24 protein-coding genes are annotated in these 24,016 nt (G+C 63.4%); 13 read left to right on the forward strand and 11 right to left on the reverse strand.

The window, feature by feature from the left end:
- Positions 1-75 precede the first annotated feature (75 nt).
- The 7 genes from cobG (at position 76) to ACF8MI_RS21420 (ending at position 6,590) form a co-directional block, all read left to right on the forward strand.
- Positions 76-1,407 carry a precorrin-3B synthase gene (cobG, locus tag ACF8MI_RS21390; RefSeq protein WP_104833876.1) on the forward strand — a complete coding sequence of 444 codons (1,332 nt, stop codon included), beginning with the start codon at positions 76-78 and terminating at the stop codon, positions 1,405-1,407.
- Positions 1,400-2,026: a precorrin-8X methylmutase gene (locus ACF8MI_RS21395; protein WP_016489386.1), complete on the forward strand. Its 627-nt coding sequence runs from the start codon at positions 1,400-1,402 to the stop codon at positions 2,024-2,026. Before cobG ends, ACF8MI_RS21395 begins: the two co-directional genes overlap by 8 nt.
- Entirely contained in the window at positions 2,023-2,757 is a 735-nt protein-coding gene (locus ACF8MI_RS21400; protein WP_177337099.1) for a precorrin-2 C(20)-methyltransferase, read from the forward strand. Before ACF8MI_RS21395 ends, ACF8MI_RS21400 begins: the two co-directional genes overlap by 4 nt.
- Complete coding sequence (gene cobJ, locus ACF8MI_RS21405; RefSeq protein ID WP_104833877.1) at positions 2,745-4,442, forward strand: precorrin-3B C(17)-methyltransferase; 1,698 nt, start codon at positions 2,745-2,747, stop codon at positions 4,440-4,442. The genes ACF8MI_RS21400 and cobJ overlap by 13 nt, the downstream gene beginning before the upstream one ends.
- Before the next feature lie 99 nt (positions 4,443-4,541).
- A complete protein-coding gene (locus ACF8MI_RS21410; protein ID WP_060498538.1) occupies positions 4,542-5,231 on the forward strand; it encodes a hypothetical protein in 690 nt (229 codons plus the stop codon).
- Positions 5,232-5,293: 62 nt separating this feature from the next.
- A complete protein-coding gene (locus tag ACF8MI_RS21415; RefSeq protein ID WP_164525122.1) occupies positions 5,294-5,980 on the forward strand; it encodes a hypothetical protein in 687 nt (228 codons plus the stop codon).
- 25 nt (positions 5,981-6,005) lie between these two features.
- Positions 6,006-6,590, forward strand: coding sequence for a hypothetical protein (locus tag ACF8MI_RS21420; RefSeq protein ID WP_200928835.1), 585 nt, complete (start codon positions 6,006-6,008; stop codon positions 6,588-6,590).
- Here ACF8MI_RS21420 and ACF8MI_RS21425 read toward each other — a convergent pair.
- From ACF8MI_RS21425 to ACF8MI_RS21465, 9 genes are all read right to left on the reverse strand, one after another.
- The gene (locus tag ACF8MI_RS21425; protein WP_016712205.1) at positions 6,587-7,183 is read right to left on the reverse strand and encodes a MarC family protein; all 597 of its coding nucleotides are present in this window, start codon (positions 7,181-7,183) and stop codon (positions 6,587-6,589) included. The genes ACF8MI_RS21420 and ACF8MI_RS21425 overlap by 4 nt on opposite strands.
- Before the next feature lie 37 nt (positions 7,184-7,220).
- Complete coding sequence (locus ACF8MI_RS21430; RefSeq protein ID WP_104833880.1) at positions 7,221-9,992, reverse strand: hybrid sensor histidine kinase/response regulator; 2,772 nt, start codon at positions 9,990-9,992, stop codon at positions 7,221-7,223.
- Positions 9,993-10,127: 135 nt separating this feature from the next.
- A complete protein-coding gene (gene purD, locus ACF8MI_RS21435) occupies positions 10,128-11,423 on the reverse strand; it encodes a phosphoribosylamine--glycine ligase (RefSeq protein WP_016712203.1) in 1,296 nt (431 codons plus the stop codon).
- A 182-nt stretch (positions 11,424-11,605) separates the two neighbouring features.
- On the reverse strand, positions 11,606-13,213 hold the full coding sequence (purH, locus tag ACF8MI_RS21440; protein WP_060498534.1) for a bifunctional phosphoribosylaminoimidazolecarboxamide formyltransferase/IMP cyclohydrolase: 1,608 nt from the start codon (positions 13,211-13,213) through the stop codon (positions 11,606-11,608).
- An 81-nt stretch (positions 13,214-13,294) separates the two neighbouring features.
- Positions 13,295-13,615: a DNA-binding transcriptional regulator Fis gene (fis, locus tag ACF8MI_RS21445; RefSeq protein ID WP_019099786.1), complete on the reverse strand. Its 321-nt coding sequence runs from the start codon at positions 13,613-13,615 to the stop codon at positions 13,295-13,297.
- Entirely contained in the window at positions 13,612-14,625 is a 1,014-nt protein-coding gene (gene dusB / locus ACF8MI_RS21450; protein WP_016712200.1) for a tRNA dihydrouridine synthase DusB, read from the reverse strand. Before dusB ends, fis begins: the two co-directional genes overlap by 4 nt.
- Positions 14,626-14,827: 202 nt before the next feature.
- Positions 14,828-16,180 (reverse strand): DUF3426 domain-containing protein, encoded by a 1,353-nt coding sequence (locus tag ACF8MI_RS21455; RefSeq protein WP_200928834.1) that lies wholly within the window; start codon positions 16,178-16,180, stop codon positions 14,828-14,830.
- A gap of 42 nt (positions 16,181-16,222) precedes the next feature.
- On the reverse strand, positions 16,223-17,101 hold the full coding sequence (prmA, locus tag ACF8MI_RS21460) for a 50S ribosomal protein L11 methyltransferase (protein ID WP_060498531.1): 879 nt from the start codon (positions 17,099-17,101) through the stop codon (positions 16,223-16,225).
- Between the two features lie 123 nt (positions 17,102-17,224).
- On the reverse strand, positions 17,225-17,680 hold the full coding sequence (locus ACF8MI_RS21465; protein ID WP_060498530.1) for a MaoC family dehydratase: 456 nt from the start codon (positions 17,678-17,680) through the stop codon (positions 17,225-17,227).
- Between the two features lie 143 nt (positions 17,681-17,823).
- On the opposite strand from ACF8MI_RS21465, the gene ACF8MI_RS21470 reads away from it, so the two are divergent.
- From ACF8MI_RS21470 to ACF8MI_RS21480, 3 genes are read left to right on the forward strand one after another with little or no spacing between them, the layout of a single operon-like run.
- On the forward strand, positions 17,824-18,186 hold the full coding sequence (locus ACF8MI_RS21470; RefSeq protein ID WP_060498529.1) for a CidA/LrgA family protein: 363 nt from the start codon (positions 17,824-17,826) through the stop codon (positions 18,184-18,186).
- Complete coding sequence (locus tag ACF8MI_RS21475) at positions 18,183-18,899, forward strand: LrgB family protein (RefSeq protein ID WP_060498528.1); 717 nt, start codon at positions 18,183-18,185, stop codon at positions 18,897-18,899. Before ACF8MI_RS21470 ends, ACF8MI_RS21475 begins: the two co-directional genes overlap by 4 nt.
- Positions 18,900-18,908: 9 nt before the next feature.
- Complete coding sequence (locus ACF8MI_RS21480; protein WP_016712194.1) at positions 18,909-19,499, forward strand: LON peptidase substrate-binding domain-containing protein; 591 nt, start codon at positions 18,909-18,911, stop codon at positions 19,497-19,499.
- A gap of 66 nt (positions 19,500-19,565) precedes the next feature.
- Here ACF8MI_RS21480 and ACF8MI_RS21485 read toward each other — a convergent pair whose 3' ends face one another.
- Together ACF8MI_RS21485 and ACF8MI_RS21490 are read right to left on the reverse strand one after the other, a co-directional pair.
- Positions 19,566-20,882: a bifunctional DedA family/phosphatase PAP2 family protein gene (locus ACF8MI_RS21485; RefSeq protein ID WP_060498527.1), complete on the reverse strand. Its 1,317-nt coding sequence runs from the start codon at positions 20,880-20,882 to the stop codon at positions 19,566-19,568.
- Positions 20,883-20,884: 2 nt separating this feature from the next.
- Positions 20,885-21,553, reverse strand: a complete 669-nt coding sequence (locus ACF8MI_RS21490; RefSeq protein WP_104833882.1) for a DNA-3-methyladenine glycosylase — start codon at positions 21,551-21,553, stop codon at positions 20,885-20,887.
- 37 nt (positions 21,554-21,590) lie between these two features.
- Here ACF8MI_RS21490 and ACF8MI_RS21495 point away from each other — a divergent pair, with 37 nt between their 5' ends.
- The 3 genes from ACF8MI_RS21495 to nadD all read left to right on the forward strand — a co-directional run bounded on the left by ACF8MI_RS21495 (position 21,591) and on the right by nadD (position 23,973).
- On the forward strand, positions 21,591-21,854 hold the full coding sequence (locus ACF8MI_RS21495) for a hypothetical protein (RefSeq protein WP_125474422.1): 264 nt from the start codon (positions 21,591-21,593) through the stop codon (positions 21,852-21,854).
- 186 nt (positions 21,855-22,040) lie between these two features.
- Positions 22,041-23,312, forward strand: coding sequence for a glutamate-5-semialdehyde dehydrogenase (locus tag ACF8MI_RS21500; protein ID WP_060498520.1), 1,272 nt, complete (start codon positions 22,041-22,043; stop codon positions 23,310-23,312).
- A complete protein-coding gene (gene nadD / locus ACF8MI_RS21505; protein ID WP_060498519.1) occupies positions 23,281-23,973 on the forward strand; it encodes a nicotinate-nucleotide adenylyltransferase in 693 nt (230 codons plus the stop codon). Before ACF8MI_RS21500 ends, nadD begins: the two co-directional genes overlap by 32 nt.
- Positions 23,974-24,016 lie beyond the last annotated feature (43 nt).

A 24,016-nucleotide genomic window follows, 5' to 3' on the forward strand; every position in this document is an offset into this window, starting at 1 on the left:
ACCACCGGCTTTTCATGCCGCCGGACAAAGCAGGCATAATACCGCGCCTTCTACACTCAAGCGCATTTTCACAGATTGCCGGACGCCCCTTTGACGCAGGCCCATGCTCCCAACGTTTCGCCCCGCCCCTCGGCCTGCCCGGGGTTTTGGCGCATCGTCAGTGCCCGTGATGGCGGCATCTGCCGCATCAAGCTGCCGGGCGGGCTGCTGCTGGCCGACCAGGCCGAAGCGGTGGCGGCGGCAGCCGAGCGGTTTGCTGGGGGTGTAATTGAGGCCACCAACCGTGGCAACTTGCAGATCCGTGGTATCGGCGACGATCACCGTGCCCTGATCGACACGTTGCTCGATGCCGGCCTTGGCCCGCGTGAAGCGGCCGGTGACGATGTGCGCAACCTGATGCTCAGCCCGCTGGCCGGGCATGACCCAGCCATGCTGCTGGATGCGCGGCCGTTGGCCGAGCAGATCCTCCTTATGCTGGAAAGCACCCCGCGCTTCCATCAACTGTCGGCCAAGTTCGCCGTGCAGCTGGATGCCGGCGAACGCCTGGCCATGCTCGAACACCCTCACGACCTGTGGCTGTCGGCCCTGCGCCTGGAGCAGCAGACCTGGCTGGCGTTCGGCCTGGCGGGTTGCCCGGCAGATGGCCAGGTGCTCGGTGCGGTGCCGCTGGAGCAAGGCCTGGCACTGGTGCGTGCTGTGCTGGAACGTTTTCTCGACCTGGCAACCCCTGCGCAGTCGCGCATGCGCCAGTTGCTTGAGGTGTACCCGGCAAGCGATTTCGTCGATGGGCTCGGGCTGGATATCCGCCGCGACGACGCTGTGCTCACATGGCGACGCGAACCACACCGTGCGTCCTGGCTGGGGGTGCTGCCCCAGGCTCAAGGCCTTGCCCTCGGCGTTGCCCCGCCCCAAGGCCGCCTGACCCCAGCCATGTTGCGCGGTGCTGCATGTATTGCCCGTGAATGGGGCGATGGCAGCCTGCGCCTTAGCCCCTGGCAAAGCCTGGTGCTGACCCATCTGCAAGAACGACGCATCGACCAGGCCCAGGCCGAACTGTCTGCGCTGGGCTTGCTGTGCCACGACCATGAACCCCTGGCGCGCATCAGCGCCTGCACCGGCGCCAGCGGCTGCGCCAAGGCCCTTGGCGAAACCAAGGCCGACGCCGTTGCCTTGGCCGCGCTGCTGGGCCCTGGTGTACCCGCCAGCGTGCACCTGTCCGGTTGCCCTCGTTCCTGCGCCGTGGCCCATGTAGCCCCGGCCACTTTGCTGGCCCGTTCACCGGGCCGTTATGACCTGTACCTGCGTGATGCGCGCCATCCCGGCTTCGGAGCCCTGCGCGCCACCGACCTTACCTTGAATGAAGCAGGCGCCATGCTCGACCTGCCGACGGAGCACCTTGATGATTGACTACATCCGCGATGGTCAGGAGATCTATCGCAATTCCTTCCGGATCATCCGTGAGGAAGCCCGGCTCGAGCGGATCCCCGCAGACCTCGAAAAGCTCGCCGTGCGCGTGATCCACGCCTGCGGCATGGTCGATGCCATCGACGGCCTGCAGTTCTCCGAAGGTGCCGGCCGGGCCGGGCGCGAAGCGCTGCTGAACGGCGCGCCGATTTTGTGCGATGCGCACATGGTGGCTGAAGGCATTACCCGGGCACGCCTGCCGGCAGACAACAAAGTTATCTGCACCCTGCGTGACCCGAGCGTGCCGGGCCTGGCGAAGGATGCTGGCAATACCCGCTCCGCCGTAGCCCTTGAGCTGTGGCGCCCCTATCTGGAAGGCAGCGTGGTGGTGATTGGCAACGCGCCAACCGCGCTGTTCTACCTGCTGGAGATGATTGACGCTGGCGCGCCCAAGCCGGCATTGATCCTCGGCTTCCCGGTCGGTTTCGTCGGCGCTGCCGAGTCCAAGGCCATGCTCGCCGCCGACAGCCGTGGCGTGCCGTTCGTGATCATGCAGGGCCGCCTGGGCGGCAGCGCGATGGCCGCCGCCGCGGTCAACGCCCTGGCCACGGAGGTTGAATGATGGCGCCGCGCGGACGACTGCTGGGCCTGGGCGTGGGCCCTGGCGACCCTGAACTGATCACCCTCAAGGCCCTGCGCATGCTGCGCGAGGCGCCAGTGGTGGGCTACTTCGTGGCCAAGGGCAAGCGTGGCAACGCCTTCGGCATCATCGAGGCGCACCTGCAAGCCGAGCAGACGCTGTTGCCGCTGGTCTACCCGGTCACCACCGAGGCCCTGCCGGCGCCGCTGTCCTATGAGCAGGTGATCAGCGACTTCTACGACGAAGCCAGCGTGCAGGTGGCCGAGCACCTGGATGCCGGCCGCGACGTGGCGGTGATCTGCGAAGGCGACCCGTTCTTCTACGGCTCCTACATGTACCTGCACGATCGCCTGGCGCAGCGGTATGAGGCCGAAGTGATCCCGGGCGTCTGCTCGATGCTGGGTGGGGCTTCGGTGCTGGGCGCGCCACTGGTGTACCGCAACCAGAGCCTGTCGGTGTTGTCGGGTGTATTGCCGGCCGAAGAGCTCAAGCGCCGCCTGGCCGACGCCGATGCTGCGGTGATCATGAAGCTTGGCCGCAACTTCCCCAAGGTGCGCGAGGTGCTCGCCGAACTGGGCCTGGACGGGCGTGCGCTGTATGTGGAGCGGGCCACCATGGCCAATCAGAAGATCGTGCCGCTGGACCAGGTCGACCCGCAGTCGTCGCCGTACTTCTCGCTGATCATCGTGCCGGGTGAAAAATGGCAGGGTTGAACATGCACAAGGCACCCGCCATCGTCATCCTTGGCCCAGGCAGCCTGGCCACCGCGCAGCGTATCCAGAAGCGTTACCCGCAGGCGTCGATCCATGGCCTGGAAGGCCGGGTCGAAGGTGTCGACCTTCACTACGCCGCGTTCGGCGACACCCTGCGCCGGCTGTACCAGCAGGACACGCCGATCATCGCCCTGTGTGCTGCAGGTATCGTCATCCGCAGCCTGGCCAGCCTGCTCAGCGAGAAGGGCGTCGAGCCGCCTGTACTGGCCGTGGCCGAAGATGGCAGCGCGGTAGTGCCGCTTCTCGGTGGCCTGAGCGGCGTGAACGTGATGGCGCGTGAACTGGCTGAAGCGCTTGGGGTTGCCGCTGCCATTACCACCAGTGGCGAGCTGCGTTTTGGTACCTGCTTGCTGAACCCGCCGCAGGGTTATGCCTTGGCGGATATCGAGCAGGGCAAGCGCTTTGTCTCCGACTTGCTGGCCGGCGAATCGGTGCGTATCGAAGGTGATGCCCCCTGGCTGCAGCAGGCGCAGTTACCGGCCAGCGAGGCGGCTCGGCGCACCATTCATGTGGGGCATCAGGCGCGCCCGGCCAACCGCGACGAACTGCTGATTCACCCGCGTTCGGTGGTTGTGGCTGTTGCAGGTGGTAACTTGCACGGTATTCGTGCCGCACTGCAGCAGGCCGGCATCGCCGAGCCATCAGTGGCTTGCCTGCTGGCGGACGAGCAGGCCATGGCCGACAGCGGCTTGCGTGAGGCCGCGCAGGCGTTGGGTGTGGCCTTGCGTTTCGCTGCCAACCCAGACGGTGTGGCCAGCATGCTTGCGGCGGCGTTGCCCGATGCCCGGCTGACCGAGCTTGAGGGTGTGGCCATTGCCGTGGCGCCAGCCCCGGTCGAGGTGGCGCAGGTTGGCCGCCGTCGTGGTCGTCTGGCCGTGATCGGCCTGGGGCCGGGCGCTGCCGAACTGATGGTGCCGGCGGTGAAGGCCGCGCTGGCGCGTGCCGAAGACGTACTCGGCTATGAAACCTACGTGCGCATGGCCGGGCCGTTCCGTGACGAACAGGTGCTGCACTGCACCGACAACCGTGAAGAGATGCAGCGCGCCCGGCATGCCTTCGAGCTGGCGGCTCAGGGCCGTTCGGTGGTGGTGGTGTCGTCGGGTGACCCGGGAGTGTTCGCCATGGCTGCTGCCGTGCTTGAAGCGTTGCATGAGTCCACTGACCCGGCGTGGCACCGTGTCGACCTCGAGATACTGCCTGGCGTATCTGCCTCGCTCGCGACGGCCGCCCAGGCAGGTGCACCGCTGGGGCATGACTTCTGCGTGATGTCGCTCTCGGACAACCTGAAACCCTGGTCCATCATCGAGAAGCGCCTGGACCTGGCGGCCCAGGCTGACCTGGTATTGGCCTTCTACAACCCGATTTCCAAGTCCCGACCGCACCAGCTTGGGGTGGCGCTGGAAGTCGTGCGCCGTCATCGCGATGGCAACACCCCTGTAGTCCTTGGCCGTGACATCGGTAGGCCGGGGCAGACGCTGAAGGTAGTCAAATTGGCCGAATTGCTGCCAGAAATGGTCGACATGCGCACCATGGTTCTGGTCGGGTCGTCCACGACCTGCCAATTCCCCAGTGCTGACGGCAAGCAGTGGGTGTATACCCCTCGCTGGTACCCGGCAGCCGAGTGAGGTACCGAGGGAACCGGTTCATGCCTGTTCCCTCGTCGTTTACGGCATAGGGTGAATGCCCCTCGATGATTCCCATCGGGGCATTCAAGGACCCTTTACATGAACGATATCAACGCTTCCAGTGGCGATAGCATCGCTGTTGTCGAACAATCTCTTCTGGCGCTGAGCGCAGGTATGTCGGCGCAAAGCCGGCGCGATGCCAAGACCACCTTCCAGTTTGCTTCTCGCGTGGCGTCCAGGCTGCATGACCGTGACGGAGAGTCCGAAGCCTGGTTCAACAAGTTTCTGGAAGTGATGCGCACCCTGGGCTGGGTGGCGGGCCGACGTTCTTACGAACGTGACTATGACAAGAGCGCATCGCTGACCATGGGCCCGATCGCGTTCAAGGTCGCCAGTGCCGCAGGTAAAGCCCTGCTCGGCGGGCCGGTAGGCGAGGCCATGGCCAAGCTGGCCGGCGATGCCATCACTGCACTCGGCAACATCGAAGACGCACAGAAAATCTACAAACAGAACGTCAAAGGCAACCCCGTCTCGACCACGGGATTGGGGACGTGCATCGAAACGCCCGAGGGCGAATTGTTCATGCTGGTCAACGCATTCAGCGCTTCGCCAAGCGAAAACGACCTGAATACCACGGTGTTCGAATGGAAGAGTTCGAGCAAGGACCGTTACTGCGGTTCGGCTGTACTTGCCTTGAACGAAGTGGTGTACACCGATCAGGTTCGTGCAACGATCGAACAGAAACTCGCGGACAAGGCCGTCAAGGCCGCCGACGAATACGAGATTTGACAGCAAACGGGGCCTGCGGGCCCCGTTCTTCATTCTGCACGTTTGAAATTCGAGGTATTGCAATGAGTAAGGAAGACTACTCCTTGTGGCTCGTTGGCGGCACCGCGCTGCTGGTCGCGGACGCGGCGCAGCCTTTGAGGCAGTATGCGCTGGACTCGATTCTGTTTGCCCAACTGCGTTCGGACAAATTGAACGGCTCACGGTTTACCCACTACGGGCGCTGGTACAGCGGATACCGTACGGCCCTGGAGGAGCGAGGCTGGGTGATCGTGCGCAGTCGCAGTGATCACCAGCAGGCGCAGGTTGGGCAATCACTGGTGCCGGTTCAGCGGCTCAGCGACGATTTGCAGGCCCGTCATCCCAGCCTGTCGGGCCATCTGCGGGCTGCCGTTACCCTGCTCTCGCAGGTGGTGATTCAGAAGCACCTACAGCCCTTCACGCTGGCGGAGCAGGACAAGACCACACAGTGCGCCTACGAGCTGGGCGTGATGTTGCCTGATGCGTCTCTGGATATGTGTGGGTTGGCGTTCAAGAGTGCCTTGCCTGCATCACAGATTCGTCCCGATACCCGTTTGCAGCCTACACCTGCCGAGGGGATAGACCTGCGGGCCAGTGCCGGAACATTGAGCGAATACCTGACTGTCGCTGATCGCCAAGGCCTGCACGATCTGCTTGAGCGAACACAGCATGTCGGAAAAATCATTGATCTGGGCGTGTTGAAGCCGGAGGGTGGCGATGCAACAGCATGAAGCCGTAGTCGTAGGCACAAGCTTGGTGTCTTTCACTCCCGGCGTCAGCCTTGAGCAGCGCCAGGCCGTGAAGCTTGCTTCGTTATGGGCCGAGACCGTGACGTTGCAAGACATGGCTAAAGAACCGCAGCAGGAACAATACGATTACTACCGCAAGAAGTTGATGTACCTGGGGTGGGACGCGACGTCTGCTGAAGAAGTCCATTGGCCGGACCCGCAGCGGCCCAGAATTGTCGATCAAGCGTTGAGCAAGATCGACGCCGTGGCAGGGGCTCAGCATTCCAGCAGCATGGCGCTGGCGTTCGAGGCGCTGAAGAGAAACGGCAAACCCTTGCTGCATTTCGAGTCTCGCAGCAGGGACCGAGCGCAGTTTCAACTGTTGTCCTGTGCGCCAGTCAGCGGCAACTACGTGGACATTGTGGTGTACCACGAGGCTGGCAACACGGCGGTATTCACCAATGGCTTTCTGTTTCGCGAGCGCCGCAACATGTGGGTGGCCGCAGAGCTGGTGCGTTTCAATACACGCCTGTTCAATCAGGAACGTCGCCGCAGTGTCGAGCGGGCACTGGTAAAGATTGCCTTGAAGGAAATCCATGAAATGGAGGTTTAGGGCATCAGGTAACCTTTAATACCGGTAAAGATGATCTGCGCTGCCAATGCGCAGACAAACAGGCCCATCAAGCGGCTGACGATCTGCAGGCCCTGCTCGCCAAGAATGCGTTCGATACCGTGTGACAGGTACAGCACCAGGCCTACGGTGAAGCTGGCCAGGGCAATGCTGATGATGGCCAGCAACTTGTCATCCCAGTGCGGCTGGCCGACGCCCATCACCAGTAGGGCACCAATGGTACCGGGGCCGACGGTCAGTGGGATGGTCAGCGGTACGATGGTCACATCTTGCTGCACGTTGTCGGCCTGCACGGCCGGTTTGCCCTGGGCCATGCCCAGGGCCGAGATGAACAGCACGCTGCCGGCACCGATGCGGAAGGCATCGGCGGTGATGCCAAAAATACCGAAAATCACCCGCCCGAACAGGTACAGCAGCACGCTGGCGACCAGCGCCGCGAAGGCCACCTTCCAGGCCAGTTGCTTGCGCTCCTTGCTGGAGTGGCCACGGGTCAGGCTGATGAAGCACGACAGCACGAAGAACGGGCTGTAGAGCACGAGCATTTTCAGGTAGACGCTGAACAACTCATGGAGCATGGGGCGTAGTCCTCAGCAATGCAGATGCTTGTGTCAGCTAGGAAGTATGCGCCGGATCTGCCTTGGTTTCCCGCTGGTTGGCCCAGTACTGGATCAGCTCCCGCAACTGTGACAATTCCACCGGCTTGGCCATGTGCCCGTCCATGCCCGCCAGCCGTGCGCGTTCCTTGTGTTCGGCCAGAATGTGCGCCGTCAGCGCCACCACCGGCGTGCGCTGGCGCTGGTTGGCCGCTTCCCAGGCGCGCAGTTGCTGGGTAGCGGAGAAGCCGTCCAGTATCGGCATCTCGCAGTCCATCAACACCAGGTCATAGTGCTGCGCTTTCATCGCCTGCAGGGCTTCTTCGCCATTGCAGGCCGTGTCGGGCTCGAGGTTGAGCTTGCCGAGCATGCCGCGGATCACCTTGGTCGAAATGCTGTTGTCCTCGGCGACCAGCACGCGGAAGTTGCCGGGCAGGTCCAGCGCTTGAGGGATGCCTGGCAGGCTGGCAGGCACCGCCTGCTCGCGGCCGCGCTGGGCCAGCTCTTCGGCCAGGGTGGTTTTCAGCGTGTAGCCGGCCACCGGCTTGGCCAGTATCCGCTTGACCCCGGCATTGCGCGCAATGACCTTGCTCGGCGCATTGCTGATGCCGGTGAGCATCACCACCAGGATGTCGTGGTTCAGGCTCGGGTCTTCCTTGATTTTGGCGGCCAACTGCATACCGGTCATGCCGGGCATGTTCTGGTCCAGCAGCACGGCGTCGAAGTAGTCACGCAGGTGCGCTTTGGTACGCAGCAGCGCCAGGGCTTCCTTGCCCGATGGCACCGCGCTGACGTTCATGCCCCAGGCGCTGCACTGCTGTACCAGCACCTTGCGGCAGGTGTCGTTGTCGTCCACCACCAGCACACGGGCATCGCGTAGGGGGCCGTCGAGGTCGGCCGGTGGTTGCTCCAGGCGTGAAGGGTCCAGCGGCAGGGTCAGCCACAGGGTGTTGCCCATGCCCGTGCTGCTCTTGATGCCGAACTCGCCCTGCATCAGGCCGATCAGCTGCTTGGCAATGACCAGGCCAAGGTGCCCGCCCAGCTTGTTGCTGGACAGGAAATGGTGGCTGTGCAACTCGGCCTGCAGCAAGGCTTCGCGGTCGGCGGCGGGCAACGGCTCGCCGCTGTCCTGCACGGCAATGCGCAAACGGGGCACATCGCCACGCTGGTCCAGCGCCACCACCAGCAGGATCTCGCCCTGGTCGGTGTTTTTCAGCGCATTCTCCAGCAGGCTCGACAAGGCCTGGCGCAGGCGTGTCGGGTCGCCACTGATCACGCGCGGCACCTGTGGCTGGGTGAAGCTGATCAGCTCGATGTTCTGTTGCTCGGCCTTGGCGCGGAAGATGTTCAGGCAGTCCTCGATCAGCGCGTTAAGGTCGAATTGCACATCATCCAGCTCGATCTGCCGGGACTCCAGCTTGGAAATGTCGAGAATTTCGTTGATCAGCGTGAGCAGCTCGTTGCCGGCACTGTGGATGGTCTGCACGTAGTCGCGTTGCTTGACCGACAGCGGTGTGCCGAGCAACAGCTCGGTCATGCCCAGTACACCATTCATGGGGGTGCGGATTTCGTGGCTGATCTTGGCCAGGAACTCAGCCTTGGCGTTGATTTCGGCATCGCTGGCGGCCAATGCACGGCTGGCGCTGAAGCGCTCCTCGCTCATGCGCCGCAGGCGTTCGCTGACGGCCAGGTTCAGCAGCAGGCCGCTGACCACGGTCAGGCCCAACAGGATGCACAGCAACCAGGGCGTCGAGGTGCGGGTCAAGCCCAGCAAGGCCGGCAGCAGTACCAGACCACCCAGGTTGAACACCACCATGGCCAGGCTAAACAGGCGTCCGGGTGCATAGCCACGGTACCAGTGGTAGCTGCTGACCAGCAGCATGCTCACGCTGCCCAAGGCCAGCAGGGCGTAGGTCATCAGGTTGAGGGGCAGGGTGTCGACAAACAGCAGCACCAGGCCGCTGATCCCGACCACCAGCATTTCACCTTGCAGCAGGCGGTTAAGCCGTGGCGAATTGCACGGTGTGAAGAAGTGTTGGGTGAAATACAGCCCGGCCAGGCCTGCCAGCACCAGCGTCAGGTAGGCGGCCGGTGTTTGCGCGTTGTGCCACACATGCCACCAAGGGCCGCTGAGGTTCAGCAGGATCAGGCCGCTGAGCAGCATCAGGCCGTGGTACAGCGCCAGGATCAGGGTGGTGGTGGAGCGGCTGTAGAGGAAGCGGATCAGGTTGTGCATGATCAGCATCACCAGGCCGCCGAACAGCATGCCGAACAGCAGGGGCTGGCTTTGGTCTGAGGCCGCTACGGCTGCCGGCTCCAGGCTGATGGCCGGGCGCAGCTGGTGTTCGGAAACGAGGCGCAGGTAGATGTCCAGCGGTTGTTTGCTGTTGGGCAGGGGTAATACATGGTCGCTGCCACGCAGGGTGGGGCTGGCGTTGCCGGCCAGGCGTCCGTGGTGCAGCTGACGCAGAAGTTGGTCGCCCTCGAGGGCGTAGAGGTCCAGGCCGGAAAGGTCTGGGGCAAATACCCGCAACAGTTGTTCCTGGTCGCCGGGTTGCAGGCGGTAGTGCAGCCATAAGGCTTGTTCCGCAGGCGCTGCATCCAGCTCGGCGAGAATCAGGGGGCTGAACTGGTTGCGGTAGCGCTCGGAGCGCACATCGCTCAGTTGCAGGTTGGCCTGTTCGTCGAGCAGAACGGTCCAGCCTCCGTCATGTTCGGCAGCTGCCGGGAACATGCAGAGCAAGGTCAGCAAGCTGACGATCAGAGCTGAGGCAATCCGAAGCCGACGCACTACGAAATCCCTTCTTAGCCGATGTGCCGGGTACTAACTATGCGCGGCGCGCCAAGTCGAAGGCAAGGCCCGTGCCGGGCCTTGTCGACGAGCCGGATGCCGTGCGCTGAAAGCGCTACGGCGTTCCGGTTGTACTTACTGCTGGTGCTCACCGCGCTCGCGGGCGATGGCCCGATAACCGATGTCGGTACGGTAGAAGCTGCCGTTCCAGCTTACTTCCTTGGCCAGACGGTAAGCCTGCTGCTGCGCGTCAGCGACGGTGCTGCCCATGGCAGTGGCACACAAAACGCGACCGCCGTTGGTGACCACTTGGCCATCCTTGAGCGAAGTACCGGCATGGAACACCTTGCCTTCGATCTTGGCCGCAGCGTCCAGGCCGCTGATGGCGTCGCCCTTGGCGTAGTCGCCCGGGTAACCGCCAGCTGCCAGCACCACGCCCAGGCTTGGGCGCGGGTCCCATTGGGCTTCGACCTTGTCCAGCGCCTTGGCGAAGGCGGCTTCGATCAGCAGCACCAGGCTCGACTCCAGGCGCAGCATGACCGGCTGGGTTTCAGGGTCGCCGAAGCGGCAGTTGAACTCGATGACTTTGGGGTTGCCCGCCTTGTCGATCATCAGGCCTGCGTAGAGGAAGCCGGTGTAGACGTTGCCTTCCTCGGCCATGCCGCGCACGGTCGGCCAGATGACCTGGTCCATCACACGCTGGTGCACGTCGGCGGTGACCACCGGGGCAGGGGAGTAGGCACCCATACCGCCGGTGTTCGGGCCGGTGTCCTGGTCGCCGACGCGCTTGTGGTCCTGGCTGGTGGCCATGGGCAGCACGTTGTGGCCGTCGACCATGACGATGAAGCTGGCTTCCTCGCCGTCGAGGAACTCTTCGATCACCACACGCGAACCGGCTTCACCAAAGGCGTTACCGGCCAGCATGTCACGCACGGCGGCTTCGGCTTCTTCGAGGGTCATGGCGACGATCACGCCTTTGCCCGCAGCCAGGCCGTCGGCCTTGATCACGATCGGTGCGCCTTTCTCTTGCAGGTAGGCAAGTGCAGGCTCGATTTCGGTGAAGTTCTGGTAGTCGGCGGTCGGGATCTTGTGGCGTGCCAGGAAGTCCTTGGTGAAGGCCTTGGAACCTTCCAGCTGGGCCGCGCCCTTGGTTGGGCCGAAGCAGTCCAGGCCACGGCTGCGGAACAGGTCTACCACGCCGATGACCAGCGGTGCTTCAGGGCCGACGATGGTCAGGTCGACGTTCTTTTCGGCGAAGTCGGCCAGTTGCTCCAGGGCGCAGACGTCGATAGCGACGTTTTCGCACTTGGCTTCAATGGCGGTGCCGGCGTTGCCCGGGGCAACGAAGACTTTCTCGACGCGTGGGTCCTGGGCAACTTTCCAGGCCAGGGCGTGCTCACGGCCGCCGCTGCCGATGATCAAAACTTTCATGTCAAAACCTCGAATTCTTTCGGACGGGAGGCAAGGCCTCACACTGTACGAGGTCGCAATGAAGCAGGTAGATGCAAGGCGGGGCCGGTTCCGATGAGCGGAGTTGCCTTCTGGCAATGAGCATCAGCGGAACTGGCCCCAACGCAGCAGATGCCTGCTTCAGTGCGGCCGATTGCCGTAAATCAGTGGCGGAAGTGGCGCATGCCGGTGAAGACCATTGCAATGCCGGCTTCGTCGGCTGCAGCAATGACTTCAGCATCACGCATCGAACCACCCGGCTGGATCACGGCGCTGATACCCACTTTAGCCGCATTGTCGATGCCATCACGGAACGGGAAGAACGCGTCTGAGGCCATGACCGCGCCCTGCACCTGCAGGCCAGCATGCTCAGCTTTGATTGCAGCAATGCGGGCGGAGTTGACCCGGCTCATCTGGCCAGCGCCTACGCCGATGGTCTGGCGCTGCTTGGCGTAGACGATGGCGTTGGACTTGACGAACTTGGCCACTTTCCAGGCGAATACCAGATCGTGGATTTCTTGCTCGGTCGGGGCACGCTTGGTGACGATTTTCAGGTCATCGGCGGTGATCATGCCGATATCGCGGCTCTGTACCAGCAGGCCACCGTTGACGCGCTTGAAGTCCCAACCGGCAGCGCGCTCGGCAGGCCATTCGCCGCACTCAAGCAGGCGTACGTTCTGCTTGGCGGCAACCACTTCACGGGCAGCCTGGGAAATTTTCGGCGCGATGATCACTTCGACGAACTGGCGGTCGACGATGGCCTTGGCGGTTTCGCCGTCCAGCTCGCGGTTGAAGGCAATGATGCCGCCGAATGCCGACTCGGTGTCGGTGGCATAGGCCAGGTCGTAGGCCTTGCGGATGCCGCCTTCGTCTTCAGGCACAACGGCCACGCCGCACGGGTTGGCGTGCTTGACGATGACGCAAGCCGGCTTGACGAAGCTCTTCACGCACTCCAGCGCGGCGTCGGTGTCGGCCACGTTGTTGAACGACAGCTCCTTGCCTTGCAGCTGGATGGCGGTGGAAATGCTGGCTTCGCCTTTCTTGGCTTCTACGTAGAACGCCGCGCTCTGGTGCGGGTTCTCGCCGTAGCGCATTTCCTGGGCCTTGACGAACTGGCTGTTGAAGGTGCGCGGGAATTCGCTGCGGTCGGAAGTCGAAAGGGTGTCCTTGGCCTGGTTGATGGTGCCCATGTAGTTGGCGATCATGCCGTCGTAGGCAGCGGTGTGCTCGAACGCCTTGAGCATCAGGTCGAAGCGCTGGGCGTAAGTCAGGCCACCGGCCTTGAGGCCTTCTACGATACCGGCGTAATCGCTGGCGTTGACCACGATGGCCACGTCTTTGTGGTTTTTGGCAGCCGAACGGACCATGGTCGGGCCGCCGATGTCGATGTTCTCGATAGCGGTCGGCAGGTCACAGCCAGGCTTGGAAATGGTGGCTTCGAACGGGTACAGGTTGACCGCGACCAGGTCGATCGGCTTGATGCCGTGCTCGTTCATGATGGCGTCGTCGGTGCCGCGACGGCCGAGGATGCCGCCGTGGATCTTCGGGTGCAGGGTCTTGACCCGGCCATCCATCATTTCGGCGAAGCCGGTGTAGTCGGCCACTTCCACCGCGTTCACGCCGTTGTCCTTGAGCAGCTTGTAGGTGCCGCCGGTAGACAGGATCTCGACACCGAGCTGTTGCAGCTCACGGGCGAATTCGAGGATACCGGTCTTGTCGGAGACGCTGATCAGGGCGCGGCGGACTGGCAGGCGGGTAGTCTGGTCGGTCATTTCGGGTTCCAATAACGCGGTGGAGTCAGCAAAAAAGGCGCCTCTGTTCAGGGAGCCGCCTTTTCTGGTTGGGATTCTGGCTTACAGCAAGTCGTACTGCTTGAGCTTCTTGCGCAGTGTGCCTCGGTTCAGCCCGAGCATCTCACTGGCTTTGGTCTGGTTGCCCTTCACGTAGTTCATCACGCATTCGAGCAGGGGCGCCTCGACTTCGGAGAGCACCAGGTTGTACACGTCCGTGACGGTCGCGCCTTCCAGGTGGGCGAAGTAGTTGTGCAGCGCCTTCTCGACGCTGTCGCGAAGGGTCTGGCCCTCTTCGCTCGGCGTGTTGAGGTGCTGTTTCAGGTTGGCGTTGTCGCTCACGGGCGTTGTTCCACTCACAAATGTCTCGGTCATCATCGTCATGCGGCCACCCCTTGTCCGTCCTCTGTCTCAAGGCTCTGTCGACGTTCACTGAAAAACGCGCGAACGTTGGCGCACTGCGCTTGTGTGTCTTCCAAAGCGTTGAACCGGGAGCGAAACTCCTTGCCGCCGGGTCGTGTTGCCAGGTACCAGCCAACGTGCTTGCGGGCGATACGTACGCCCATCACATCGCCATAGAAGGCATGCAGCGCGGCCAGGTGCTCCAGCAGGATGCGTTCCACTTCGTCCAGCTGCGGCGCTGGCAGGTGTTCGCCAGTGCGCAGGTAATGCTCGATCTCGCGAAAGATCCACGGCCGCCCCTGGGCGGCGCGGCCGATCAACAAGCCGTCGACCCCGGTGGCATCCAGCACCGCCCGGGCCTTTTCTGGCGAAGTGATATCGCCGTTGGCAAAAACCGGGATAGACACCGCCTGTTTGATGGCAGCGATGGTGTCGTATTCGGCTTCGCCGGTGTACAGGTCTGCGCGTGTGCGGCCATGCACCGCCAGCGCCTGGATGCCGGCCTGTTCGGCGATCTTCGCCACGTTCAGGCCGTTCTTGTTCGCCCGGTCCCAACCGGTGCGGATCTTCAGGGTCACCGGAACATCCACGGCGCCGACAACGGCGTGGAGGATTTCGTGGACCAAGGCTTCATCTCTCAATAAAGCAGAGCCTGCAGCTTTGTTGCAGACTTTTTTTGCCGGGCAGCCCATGTTGATATCGATGATCTGGGCGCCCGCTTCGACGTTGGCCTTTGCCGCCGCTGCCATCATTTGCGCATCACCGCCGGCGATCTGCACCGAGCGTGGCTCGGGATCACCTTCATGGATGCGGCGCAGGCTCGATTTGCGGCTGTTCCACAGGCTCATATCGCTGCTGACCATTTCCGACACCACCATGCCCGCGCCCAGGCGCTGGCAAAGTGTACGGAAAGGCTGGTCCGTGACCCCGGCCATGGGCGCGAGGATCAGGTTGTTACGTAGTGTGTATTGGCCGATGCGTACCGCCGACATAGGTGATCCCTGTTGTGGGGCCGAATCTTGGAGTTCGAAAAAGGGTTGGCATGATACCCGCTCTCGGTGACCGGATAAAGATGGATTTGGATAAAATCTGAACAATCAGGGCGAGCGACAAGCAGCAAGCTTCAAGCTGCAAGAGGGAGCAGGCCGGCTATCGGCTCGCTTGTCTTGTGGCTTGAAGCTTGCCGCTTGTCGCTTATTCCGGCGAACGGAAGCTCAGGCTATAGTTCACGGCCTTCGGCCCCGGGTCGAGGATGTCCAGGGCGATATGGATCGGCGTCTGGCTGGGCATGTCGCCACGCCCGGCCAACTCGCCCGACAGGTACTCGCTGGGCTTGAAGCGACGGCTGGCGATCAGCTGGCCATTGAGGTCGGCAAAGCGCAGCTCCAGCAGCGGGAACGGCTGGGAGAAGGGGGCGCGGTTGTAGATGATCGCATCGACAATCAGTGCACCCTTGAAGTCGGGGTGGCTGCGCACTACCAGGTTGCTGCTCTTGATGCGTGCAATATCGACCCGGGTGGGCACCTGGCAACCGACCATCGGGCAGATCTGCTGGAAGATTGGCCGGTACTGGTCCTGGCGGGCCATTTCGTCGAAGTGGAACCACACGTACTGGAAGGCCAGCAGGCCAGCAGCCAGCAAGGTCAGAAAGCCCCACAACAAACGCTTGCCCCAGTTGGGGGCGGGTTTTTCCCAGCCCAGCTGCAGCGGGTCGTCGACCACGTCGACCAGCGGTTCCTTGCGTACCGGGCGCTCGGGTTTACTGGCAAGGCCTGGTTCAAGGCGGCCGCCGGGTAGGGGCTCGTCAGGTTCGTCGTCGCGGGCCGACAGGTGCAGCGCCAGCGGCTCATCGTCGCGGGCGCTCAGGCCTTTTTCCGGTATTTCGTCATCGCTGGCGCCCAGTGGCTCGCTGAAGGCGGGCTGCTCATCGATTTCGGGGGCGCGGTGGACGGGTGGCTCGTCATCGATCTCCAGGTCAAGGTTGCTGCCCAGGGTCGGTTCGGTGCGCTCGCCGGGTGCCGGTTTCAGGTCCAGTGCCAGGGGCTCTGGCTCCAACAGCACCGGGGCGGCTTCTGCCGGCTGTTGGGGTTCAAAGGGCTCGTCGGTGGCTGTGCCGAACAGGTCGTCTGCGTGCTCGTCCGGGTGCAGTTCGTCGCGCCGTGCCTGCAGCCCGCCATCCAGGTTGGTCGGGCGTGTGGGGGCCGGTTGGCCACGACGTTCCAGGCGCTCCAGTTCCTTGTCGAGGTCAAGCTCATCCAGGGCCTGGGCGGTAAGCGCCCAGGCATCGTCAGGCCTATCGTTGCGTACTTCGACGGCGGGCTCAGGGGGGGGCGCCTGCTCGATCAGCGGTTCGGCCGGCACAGCGGGTACTGGCGCAGCCACCGCTGGGGCATTGGCGCGGTTCTGCTCCAGCAACTGCTTGGCGGCATTGAACACCTGCAAGCAGTGACCGCAGCGCACCACACCGCGAGCCACGCTCAGCTGGTGGTGGGTGACGCGAAAGCTGGTCTGGCAATGCGGGCACTGGGTGACGAAACTGTCGGTCATGCGGCAATCCGGGAGCTGTGCAGAAGACTATTCTAGGCCCGCTTAACGGCGGCGACCACTGATGCGCACCCAGCCGTCGCGTACGACGATCGGGTCCAGTTCGAAGTCGGCAGCGTAGGCGGCAGCCACTTCTTCGCCCTGCTCGGCGAGGATGCCCGACAGGGCCAGCAGGCCACCTGGGCGGACCAGGCGGGACAATTGCGGCGCCAGCGATACCAGCGGGCCGGCCAGGATGTTGGCGACCAGCACGTCGGCCTGCATGGCCGGCATATGCTCGGGCAGGTACAGCGCCAGCTTTTCATCGGCAATGCCGTTGCGCTGGGCGTTGTCGCGCGAAGCCTCGATGGCCTGCACGTCGATGTCGGTGCCGACGGCTTCACGGGCGCCCAGCAGCAGCGCGGCAATGGCCAGGATGCCCGAGCCGCAGCCGAAGTCCAGCACCTGGGTGCCTTCGAGTTGCTGGCCGTCGAGCCATTCCAGGCACAGGGCAGTGGTGGGATGGGTGCCGGTGCCGAAGGCCAGGCCCGGGTCGAGCAGCAGGTTGACGGCGTCCTTTTCCGGGGCATCGTGCCAGCTCGGCACGATCCACAGGCGTTGGCCGAAACGCATCGGCTGGAAGTTGTCCATCCAGCTGCGTTCCCAGTCCTGGTCCTCGATCACTTCGGCCTGGTGCTCGGGCAGATCTGCGCCGGTCAGCAGGCGCAGGTGGGCGAACACCTGCTCAGGGTCGGCATCGGCCTCGAACAATGCCAGCAAGTGGGTGTGCGACCACAGCGGGGTGGTGTTGAGGTCTGGCTCGAAGATCGGTTGATCTTCGGCGTCCATGAACGTGACCGAGACGGCGCCGACTTCAAGCAGGGCGTCTTCGTAGGTTTCGGCTTGTTCCGGGCTGATGGCCAGGCGTACTTGCAGCCAGGGCATGGCGGGCACCTTTGGTAAATCGACAGGGGCAGCCCTAGGCTGCGCGAAGGCTGGCAGTTTACGCGAGTGCGGGGGATTTGTGGATCGGCTTGGGAAGGGGGCGCGCAGCGCCCCCAAAAACCATCAGACAAAGCAGAGCGACAGCGACTCAGCTATGTAAGCAGGCTTTTCTTCACCTTCTATTTCCAACGTGGCAATCGCCTTCAGCAGCCATTGCCCCGGCTTTTTCTCGGTCACCTCGGCCAGGTCCACCTTCAAACGCACCTGGCTGTCGACCTTGACCGGCTGAATGAACCTGACGCTGTCCAGCCCATAGTTCACCACCATCTTCAGCCCTTGCGGCAGGATCAGGATGTCCTCGATCAGCTTGGGAATCAGCGACAAGGTCAGGAAACCGTGGGCAATCGTGCCGCCAAACGGTGTTTTTGCCGCCTTCTCAGGGTCGACATGAATGAACTGGAAATCGCCGGTTGCCTCGGCGAACAGGTTGATGCGCTGCTGGTCGATCTTGAGCCAGGCAGAGCGGCCCAGTTCCTTACCAACGTACTGCGAAAGCTCTGTAACCGGTACATAGGGCATCGCGGACTCTCCAGGTTGTCAGTTGGTACGAAAGTGCAAGATCAGCACGGCTAACCGTTTCAGTCAAGTTGCCCGCTTTTCGGCGAATATCGGTCTATAGCCGGGCGTGCTTATAATGGCCACCATGCCCGAGGGAGATGCTTATGCTGTTGCGTGGTTTGACCTGGCTGGTGCTGTTCCAGCTGCTGGGGACGGCGATCAATCACCTGTTGGTGCCGGTTTTGCCGGGGCCGATTATTGGCCTGTTGCTGCTGTTGTTCTTTCTCATGGCTCGCGGTGAGGTGGGCAAGCCGTTGAACGAGGCCGCCAGTAGCCTGCTGCGCTACCTGCCGCTGTTGCTGGTGCCGCCGGCGGTAGGGGTAATGGTGTATGCCAAGGACATTGCCGCTGATTTCTGGGCCATTGCCGGAGCCTTGCTGATTTCCTGCCTGGTGACGCTGGTGTTTGTCGGGGTGCTGATGCAAAAGCTCATCCAGCGCCAGGGCAAACGTGAGGAGCAGCCATGATGCTCGACTGGCAAGGCGCGCTTGACGCAGTCGTCCATCACCCGTTGTTCGGTATCGGCATTACGCTCGGTGCCTACCAGGTTGTGCTGGCGGCCTACGAAAAGACCCGCTGGATCTTCCTGCAGCCGGTGCTGGTGTCGATGTTGCTGGTCATCGGCGTATTGCTGCTGTGCGGTATTGACTACAGCGAGTACCGCAAAAGCACCGAAATCATGAACATCCTGCTGGGGCCTGCCACCGTCGCCCTGGCTGTGCCGCTCTATCTCAACCTGCGGCGTATCCGCCAGCTGTTCTGGCCCACATTTACTACGCTGGTAGTCGGAGGCCTGTTCGCCACCCTGTGCTGCCTGTTGCTGGGCTGGTGGTTCGGTGCCGAACACATGATCCTGATGACCATGGCGCCGAAGTCCGTTACTTCGCCGATCGCCATGCTGGTGGCCGAACAGATGGGGGGCGTGGCGGCCTTGGCTGCGGTGTTCGTGTTGATTACCGGGGTGATCGGGGCCATCTTCGGTCCGGCCCTGCTGAGCCGCTTCGGGGTGCACAGCCCTGAGGCGCGAGGCATGTCGCTGGGCGTGACCGCGCACGCGGTGGGCACTTCGGTGGCCCTGCAGGAAAGTGACGAATGCGGCGCCTTTGCCGCGCTGGCGATGAGCCTGATGGGCGTGGCCACGGCGGTGTTCCTGCCGCTGGCGGTCAGCCTGGTGGCTTGAGGACTTGTGATGACGCTACCGCTGTTTCCGCTCAATACCGTGCTGTTTCCTGGCTGCTTTCTCGATTTGCAGATTTTCGAGGCGCGCTACCTGGACATGATAAGCCGCTGCATGAAGCAGGGCGAAGGTTTTGGTGTGGTGTGCATCCTTGAGGGCGAGCAGGTTGGCAAAGCGCCACCTATGGTCGCCTCGATTGGCTGTGAGGCGGTCATCCGCGACTTCGTCCAGCAAGACAACGGGTTGCTGGGTATTCGCGTCGAAGGTGTGCGGCGCTTCAACCTCGACAGCACCGAAGTGCAGAAGGACCAGTTGCTGGTAGGGCAGGTGCAATGGTTGCCGGAGCAGGCGGACAGCCCGTTGCTGGAGGCGGACGACGACCTGTTGGCGCTGCTGGTGGCGCTGGGTGAGCACCCGATGGTCGAAGCGCTGGACATGCCGAGGCCAGTGGACGGGCGGCAGGCGCTGTCCAATCAGCTGGCGTACCTGCTGCCGTTCATGGAAGAGGACAAGTTGGATTTGTTGACCCTGGACTCACCGCAGCAGCGGTTGGGGGAGATCCAGAAGCTGCTGGAGCGGATTCAGGGTGAGTTGTTTGCATGATGGTTCTGTAGTGCCTGTACCGGCCCTTTCGCGGGTTTACCCGCGAAAGGGCCGGTACAGGCAACATCAATACTGATATCTGAGCAACGCCTGTGGCAGCGCATGCATGGCAAAGAACGCCAGCAGCGCAATACACGCCGGCAACACCAGCCACCACACCCGCTGCGGCAAGGCTGGCAGTGTCTGGCGCCGTTGCACCAGGGTCAGGCTAAGCGCACACACACAGCACGCCAGCAGCGCCCCGGCCAGGATGTCTGTCGGCCAGTGAGCCCCCAGGTAAACCCGCGACAGGGCAATCGCCAGGGCCGGAATGCAACCCAGCATCACCCAGGTCAGGCGCATCCGCGGTGGCTGCCCACGCCCCGCCAGCACGGCCATCACCAGAAAGAATGCAAACGACGCCGAGCTGTGCCCGCTGGGCATGCTGTAGCTGGTCAACGGGTCGGTCAGCACTTCCGGCCGTGCCCGGGCGAACAGCCATTTGAGTGTGCCGTTGGCAATCGCCGTGCCCATCAGGGCGCCGACAGCGAACAGGGCGTGTCGCCACTGCCGGGCAAGCAGCAACAGGCCTGTCAGCAGCCCGCCAAGGAAGAACTGGGTCCGGAAGTCACCCAGCCGCGTCACCAGAACCACGGTGCCATCGATGGCCTGGCTGCGGTGTTCCTGAACCAGTGTCATAACGCCTTGATCGAACTCATGTAGGTAAGGCCAGCCGATAAATATCCCGGCCAGGGCGATGAAACTGAGGCCCGCTACCAGCCGGGTGCCGTGGCGCTGGTCACGCAGGCTGCTGTTGAGGCTAAGGCCGATCAGCACGGCCAGGGTGCCGGCGATGATGCCCGCATCCAGCCAGAAGCCTTCCGGCAGCGGCAGGCGCATGGCCGCACCAGTGGCCCAGCCGGGCAGCAGGTAGGCGACCGACCAGCCGGCGCCGGCCACCAGGCTGACGGCGATGAAGCGCGGCAGTGGCATGTCGAACATGCCGGCCACCATCGGCAGCATTGGCCGCAGAGGGCCGATAAACCGGCCTACCAGCAGGCTGGCAATGCCATAACGCTGGAAGTAGGTCTCTGCGCTGCCAATCCATTCCGGGTGGTGGCGCAGTAAGGGCAGGCGGCGGATGTTCTGGTGGAAGTACTTGCCCACCGTATACGACAGCGCATCACCCAAAAGGCCGCCAAGGAAGCCCAGCAGCAAGGTTTCCCCCAGGCTGAAGGCGCCACTGCCGGCCAGTACCGCGACGGCGAACAGCAGCACGGTACCCGGCACGATGATGCCGGCGATGGCCAGGCATTCGATGCAGGCCACCAGGAAAATCGCGAGGCCAAGCCACTGTGGGTTGGCGCTTAGCCAGCCGGTCAGGCTGTCGAGCCATTGGCCCATGTTCAGCTTCCTTGTTCGTGAATGAAGAAGTCCCGGCCTTCGACTTGGCCGCGGCGTAACGGGTTCCGCGTGCAGAAGCGGGCGTATTCGGCATCGACGAAACGGTAGGGCAGGTGTTCGTCACGCCCGTGCGGGATGCCCAGGCGCGCGGCCTGGATGACCCGTGGTACGGCGTTGCCGCAATCGTCCACGTACAGCCGCTCGGCGTCGAAGCGTTGGGCGTCCCAGTGCGGCACTTTCAGGCCCAGGGCCCGGCATAGCAGGGTCTGGCCCGCGCACAGGCGCTCATCCGGGCGCAGCTGGCCGCTGGCATCGGGGTTGTTCAGTTGCATCTGCGCCAGGCTGTTGGGGCCTGAAAGGGCATCCTGCCAAGGATAGGCGGACTTGATCAGCACCGCATTGCCCGGCCCGTGAGCGCTGAAGTTCAGCGAGTCGCCGCCGCGGGCGTAATACATGTAGATGTGCCCGCCATCGAGGAACAGCGCTTTGCGCTTTTCGGTGTAGCCGAGCGAGGCGTGGCTGCCTTTGTCGGCGAGGTAGTAAGCCTCGGTCTCGATGATGCGCGCGGCAAGCCACAGGTCGCCGTGGCGATGGCGGATAACCTTGCCGAGCAGGGCTTTGGCCAGGGTCTGGGCGTCGCGGTCGAAAAAGCTGTCGGGCAGGGCTGGCATGCGGGCGGTTCATGGCTGGGGAGGCGGGATGATAGCAATGAATGGCTTAATCGAGGCTGAACCAGGGGCGCGATTGAATGGTATCTGTATGTTTCATTGGTGGGGTTTCGGTGTGCTCGCCGTGGTGTATTCGTTGTTGTTGAAATCGAGCGCCGCCCGCGCGGCGCATCGCGAGCTGCGCTCGCTCCAACGTTTGTTTCGGGCCAGTAACACCTGCGCCAACGCGCGCGACCGCCCTGTTCGTACGACACGATATCGAGCCTTGCGCCAAGGCGTTCGCGCGCAAATCCCACAGGATTGATTGGCCCGAAACAAACGTAGGAGCGAGCGCAGCTCGCGATGCGCCGCGCGGGCGGCGCTCGATTTCACAGGCGCAGATAATCGTGAGACGAACTACCATTTTCTACCATCCGCCACCCGCCGCTGGGCGTACACCTGCGCGGCAGTTATAATCAGCCGATTTCCCCTTCGCCAAGACACCGAACCCATGACTGAGTCCGTTCTTGACTATATGACCCGCTTGGGTCGCGCTGCCCGTGAGGCTTCCCGGGTGATCGGCCGTGCCAGCACCGCGCAGAAGAACCGCGCCCTGCAAGCCGCCGCCGATGCGCTGGATGCTGCCCGTGCCGAGCTGACTGCCGCCAACGAACAGGACCTGGCCGCCGGCCGCGCCAATGGCCTGGAGCCGGCGCTGCTGGACCGCCTGGCGCTGACCCCAGCACGCATCGACGGCATGATCACCGGCCTGCGCCAGGTGGCCAGCCTGCCGGACCCGGTCGGTGCGATTCGCGACATGAGCTACCGCCCGTCGGGCATTCAGGTCGGCAAGATGCGCACACCGCTGGGGGTGATCGGGATCATCTACGAATCGCGCCCGAACGTGACCATCGATGCTGCCAGCCTGTGTCTGAAGTCGGGCAACGCGACCATCCTGCGCGGCGGCTCCGAAGCGATCCATTCCAACCGCGCCATCGCCACCTGCATCCAGCGTGGCCTTGCTGAAGCCGGCCTGCCGGCAGCCGTGGTTCAAGTGGTCGAGACCACTGACCGCGAAGCCGTGGGTGCGCTGATCAGCATGCCGCAGTTCGTCGACGTCATCGTGCCGCGCGGCGGCCGTGGCCTGATCGAACGCATCAGCCGCGATGCCCGGGTGCCGGTCATCAAGCACCTGGACGGTATCTGCCACGTCTACGTCAGCCAGCATGCCGACCTGGACAAGGCCTGGAACGTGGCCTTCAACGCCAAGACCTACCGCTATGGCATCTGTGGCGCCATGGAAACCCTGCTGGTCGACCAGCAGGTGGCCGAGCGCTTCCTGCCGGAAATGGCCCGCCGCTTCCAGGAGAAGGGCGTGGAGCTGCGTGGCTGCGAGCGTACCCGCGCGCTGATTGAAGCCAAACCGGCCAGCGAAGACGACTGGCACACCGAGTACCTGGACGCGATCCTGTCGATCCGCGTCGTGGACGGCCTGGACCAGGCCATCGAGCACATCAACCACTATGGCTCGCACCACACCGACTCGATCATCAGCGAACACCAGGGCGAAGCCCGCCAGTTCATGGCTGAAGTCGACTCGGCGTCGGTCATGCTCAACACCCCGACGTGCTTCGCCGACGGCTTCGAGTACGGCCTGGGTGCGGAAATCGGCATTTCCACCGACAAGCTGCATGCCCGTGGCCCGGTCGGCCTGGAAGGCCTGACCTGCGAGAAGTACGTGGTCATCGGCGATGGCCAGCTGCGCGGCCAGGGGTCGTGCTGAGTTGAGCAAGGCCCAGGCAGTCCGGCGCATCGGCATTCTAGGCGGCACCTTCGACCCCGTGCACATCGGCCACCTGCGCAGCGCGCTGGAAGTGGCCGAGTTCATGGGGCTGGACGAGTTGCGCCTGTTGCCCAACGCCCGGCCGCCGCACCGCGATACCCCGCAGGTGGCCGCCGAGGACCGCCTGGCCATGGTGCGTGAAGCGGTGCAAGGCGTTGCCTGCCTGAGCGTCGATGCCCGCGAGCTTGCGCGTGACAAACCGTCGTACACCATCGATACGCTGGAGTCGATCCGCGCCGAACTGGCCGACAACGACCAGCTGTTCCTGGTGCTGGGCTGGGATGCCTTCTGTGGCCTCCCTACCTGGCACCGCTGGGACGAACTGCTGCAACACTGTCACATCCTGGTGCTGCAACGCCCGGATGCCGACGTCGAACCCCCTGACGAGCTGCGCAACCTGCTGGCTGCGCGCTCGGAGAGCGATCCTGCCGCCATGTCCGGCCCGGCGGGAAATATTTCGTTCGTCTGGCAGACGCCGCTTGCGGTGTCGGCTACACAGATCCGACAGCTGCTGGCCAGCGGCAAATCGGTGAGGTTCCTGGTGCCGGACGCCGTACTGGCCTACATCGAGGCGCACGAACTGTATCGTGCGCCCAACTGACGGTGCCTCTGGCGCCTCATCCAACGAGTTGAACGAGTTTTAT

The organism is Pseudomonas sp. yb_9 (assembly GCF_043103635.1).
In the GTDB taxonomy this organism is placed as follows: domain Bacteria; phylum Pseudomonadota; class Gammaproteobacteria; order Pseudomonadales; family Pseudomonadaceae; genus Aquipseudomonas; species Aquipseudomonas monteilii.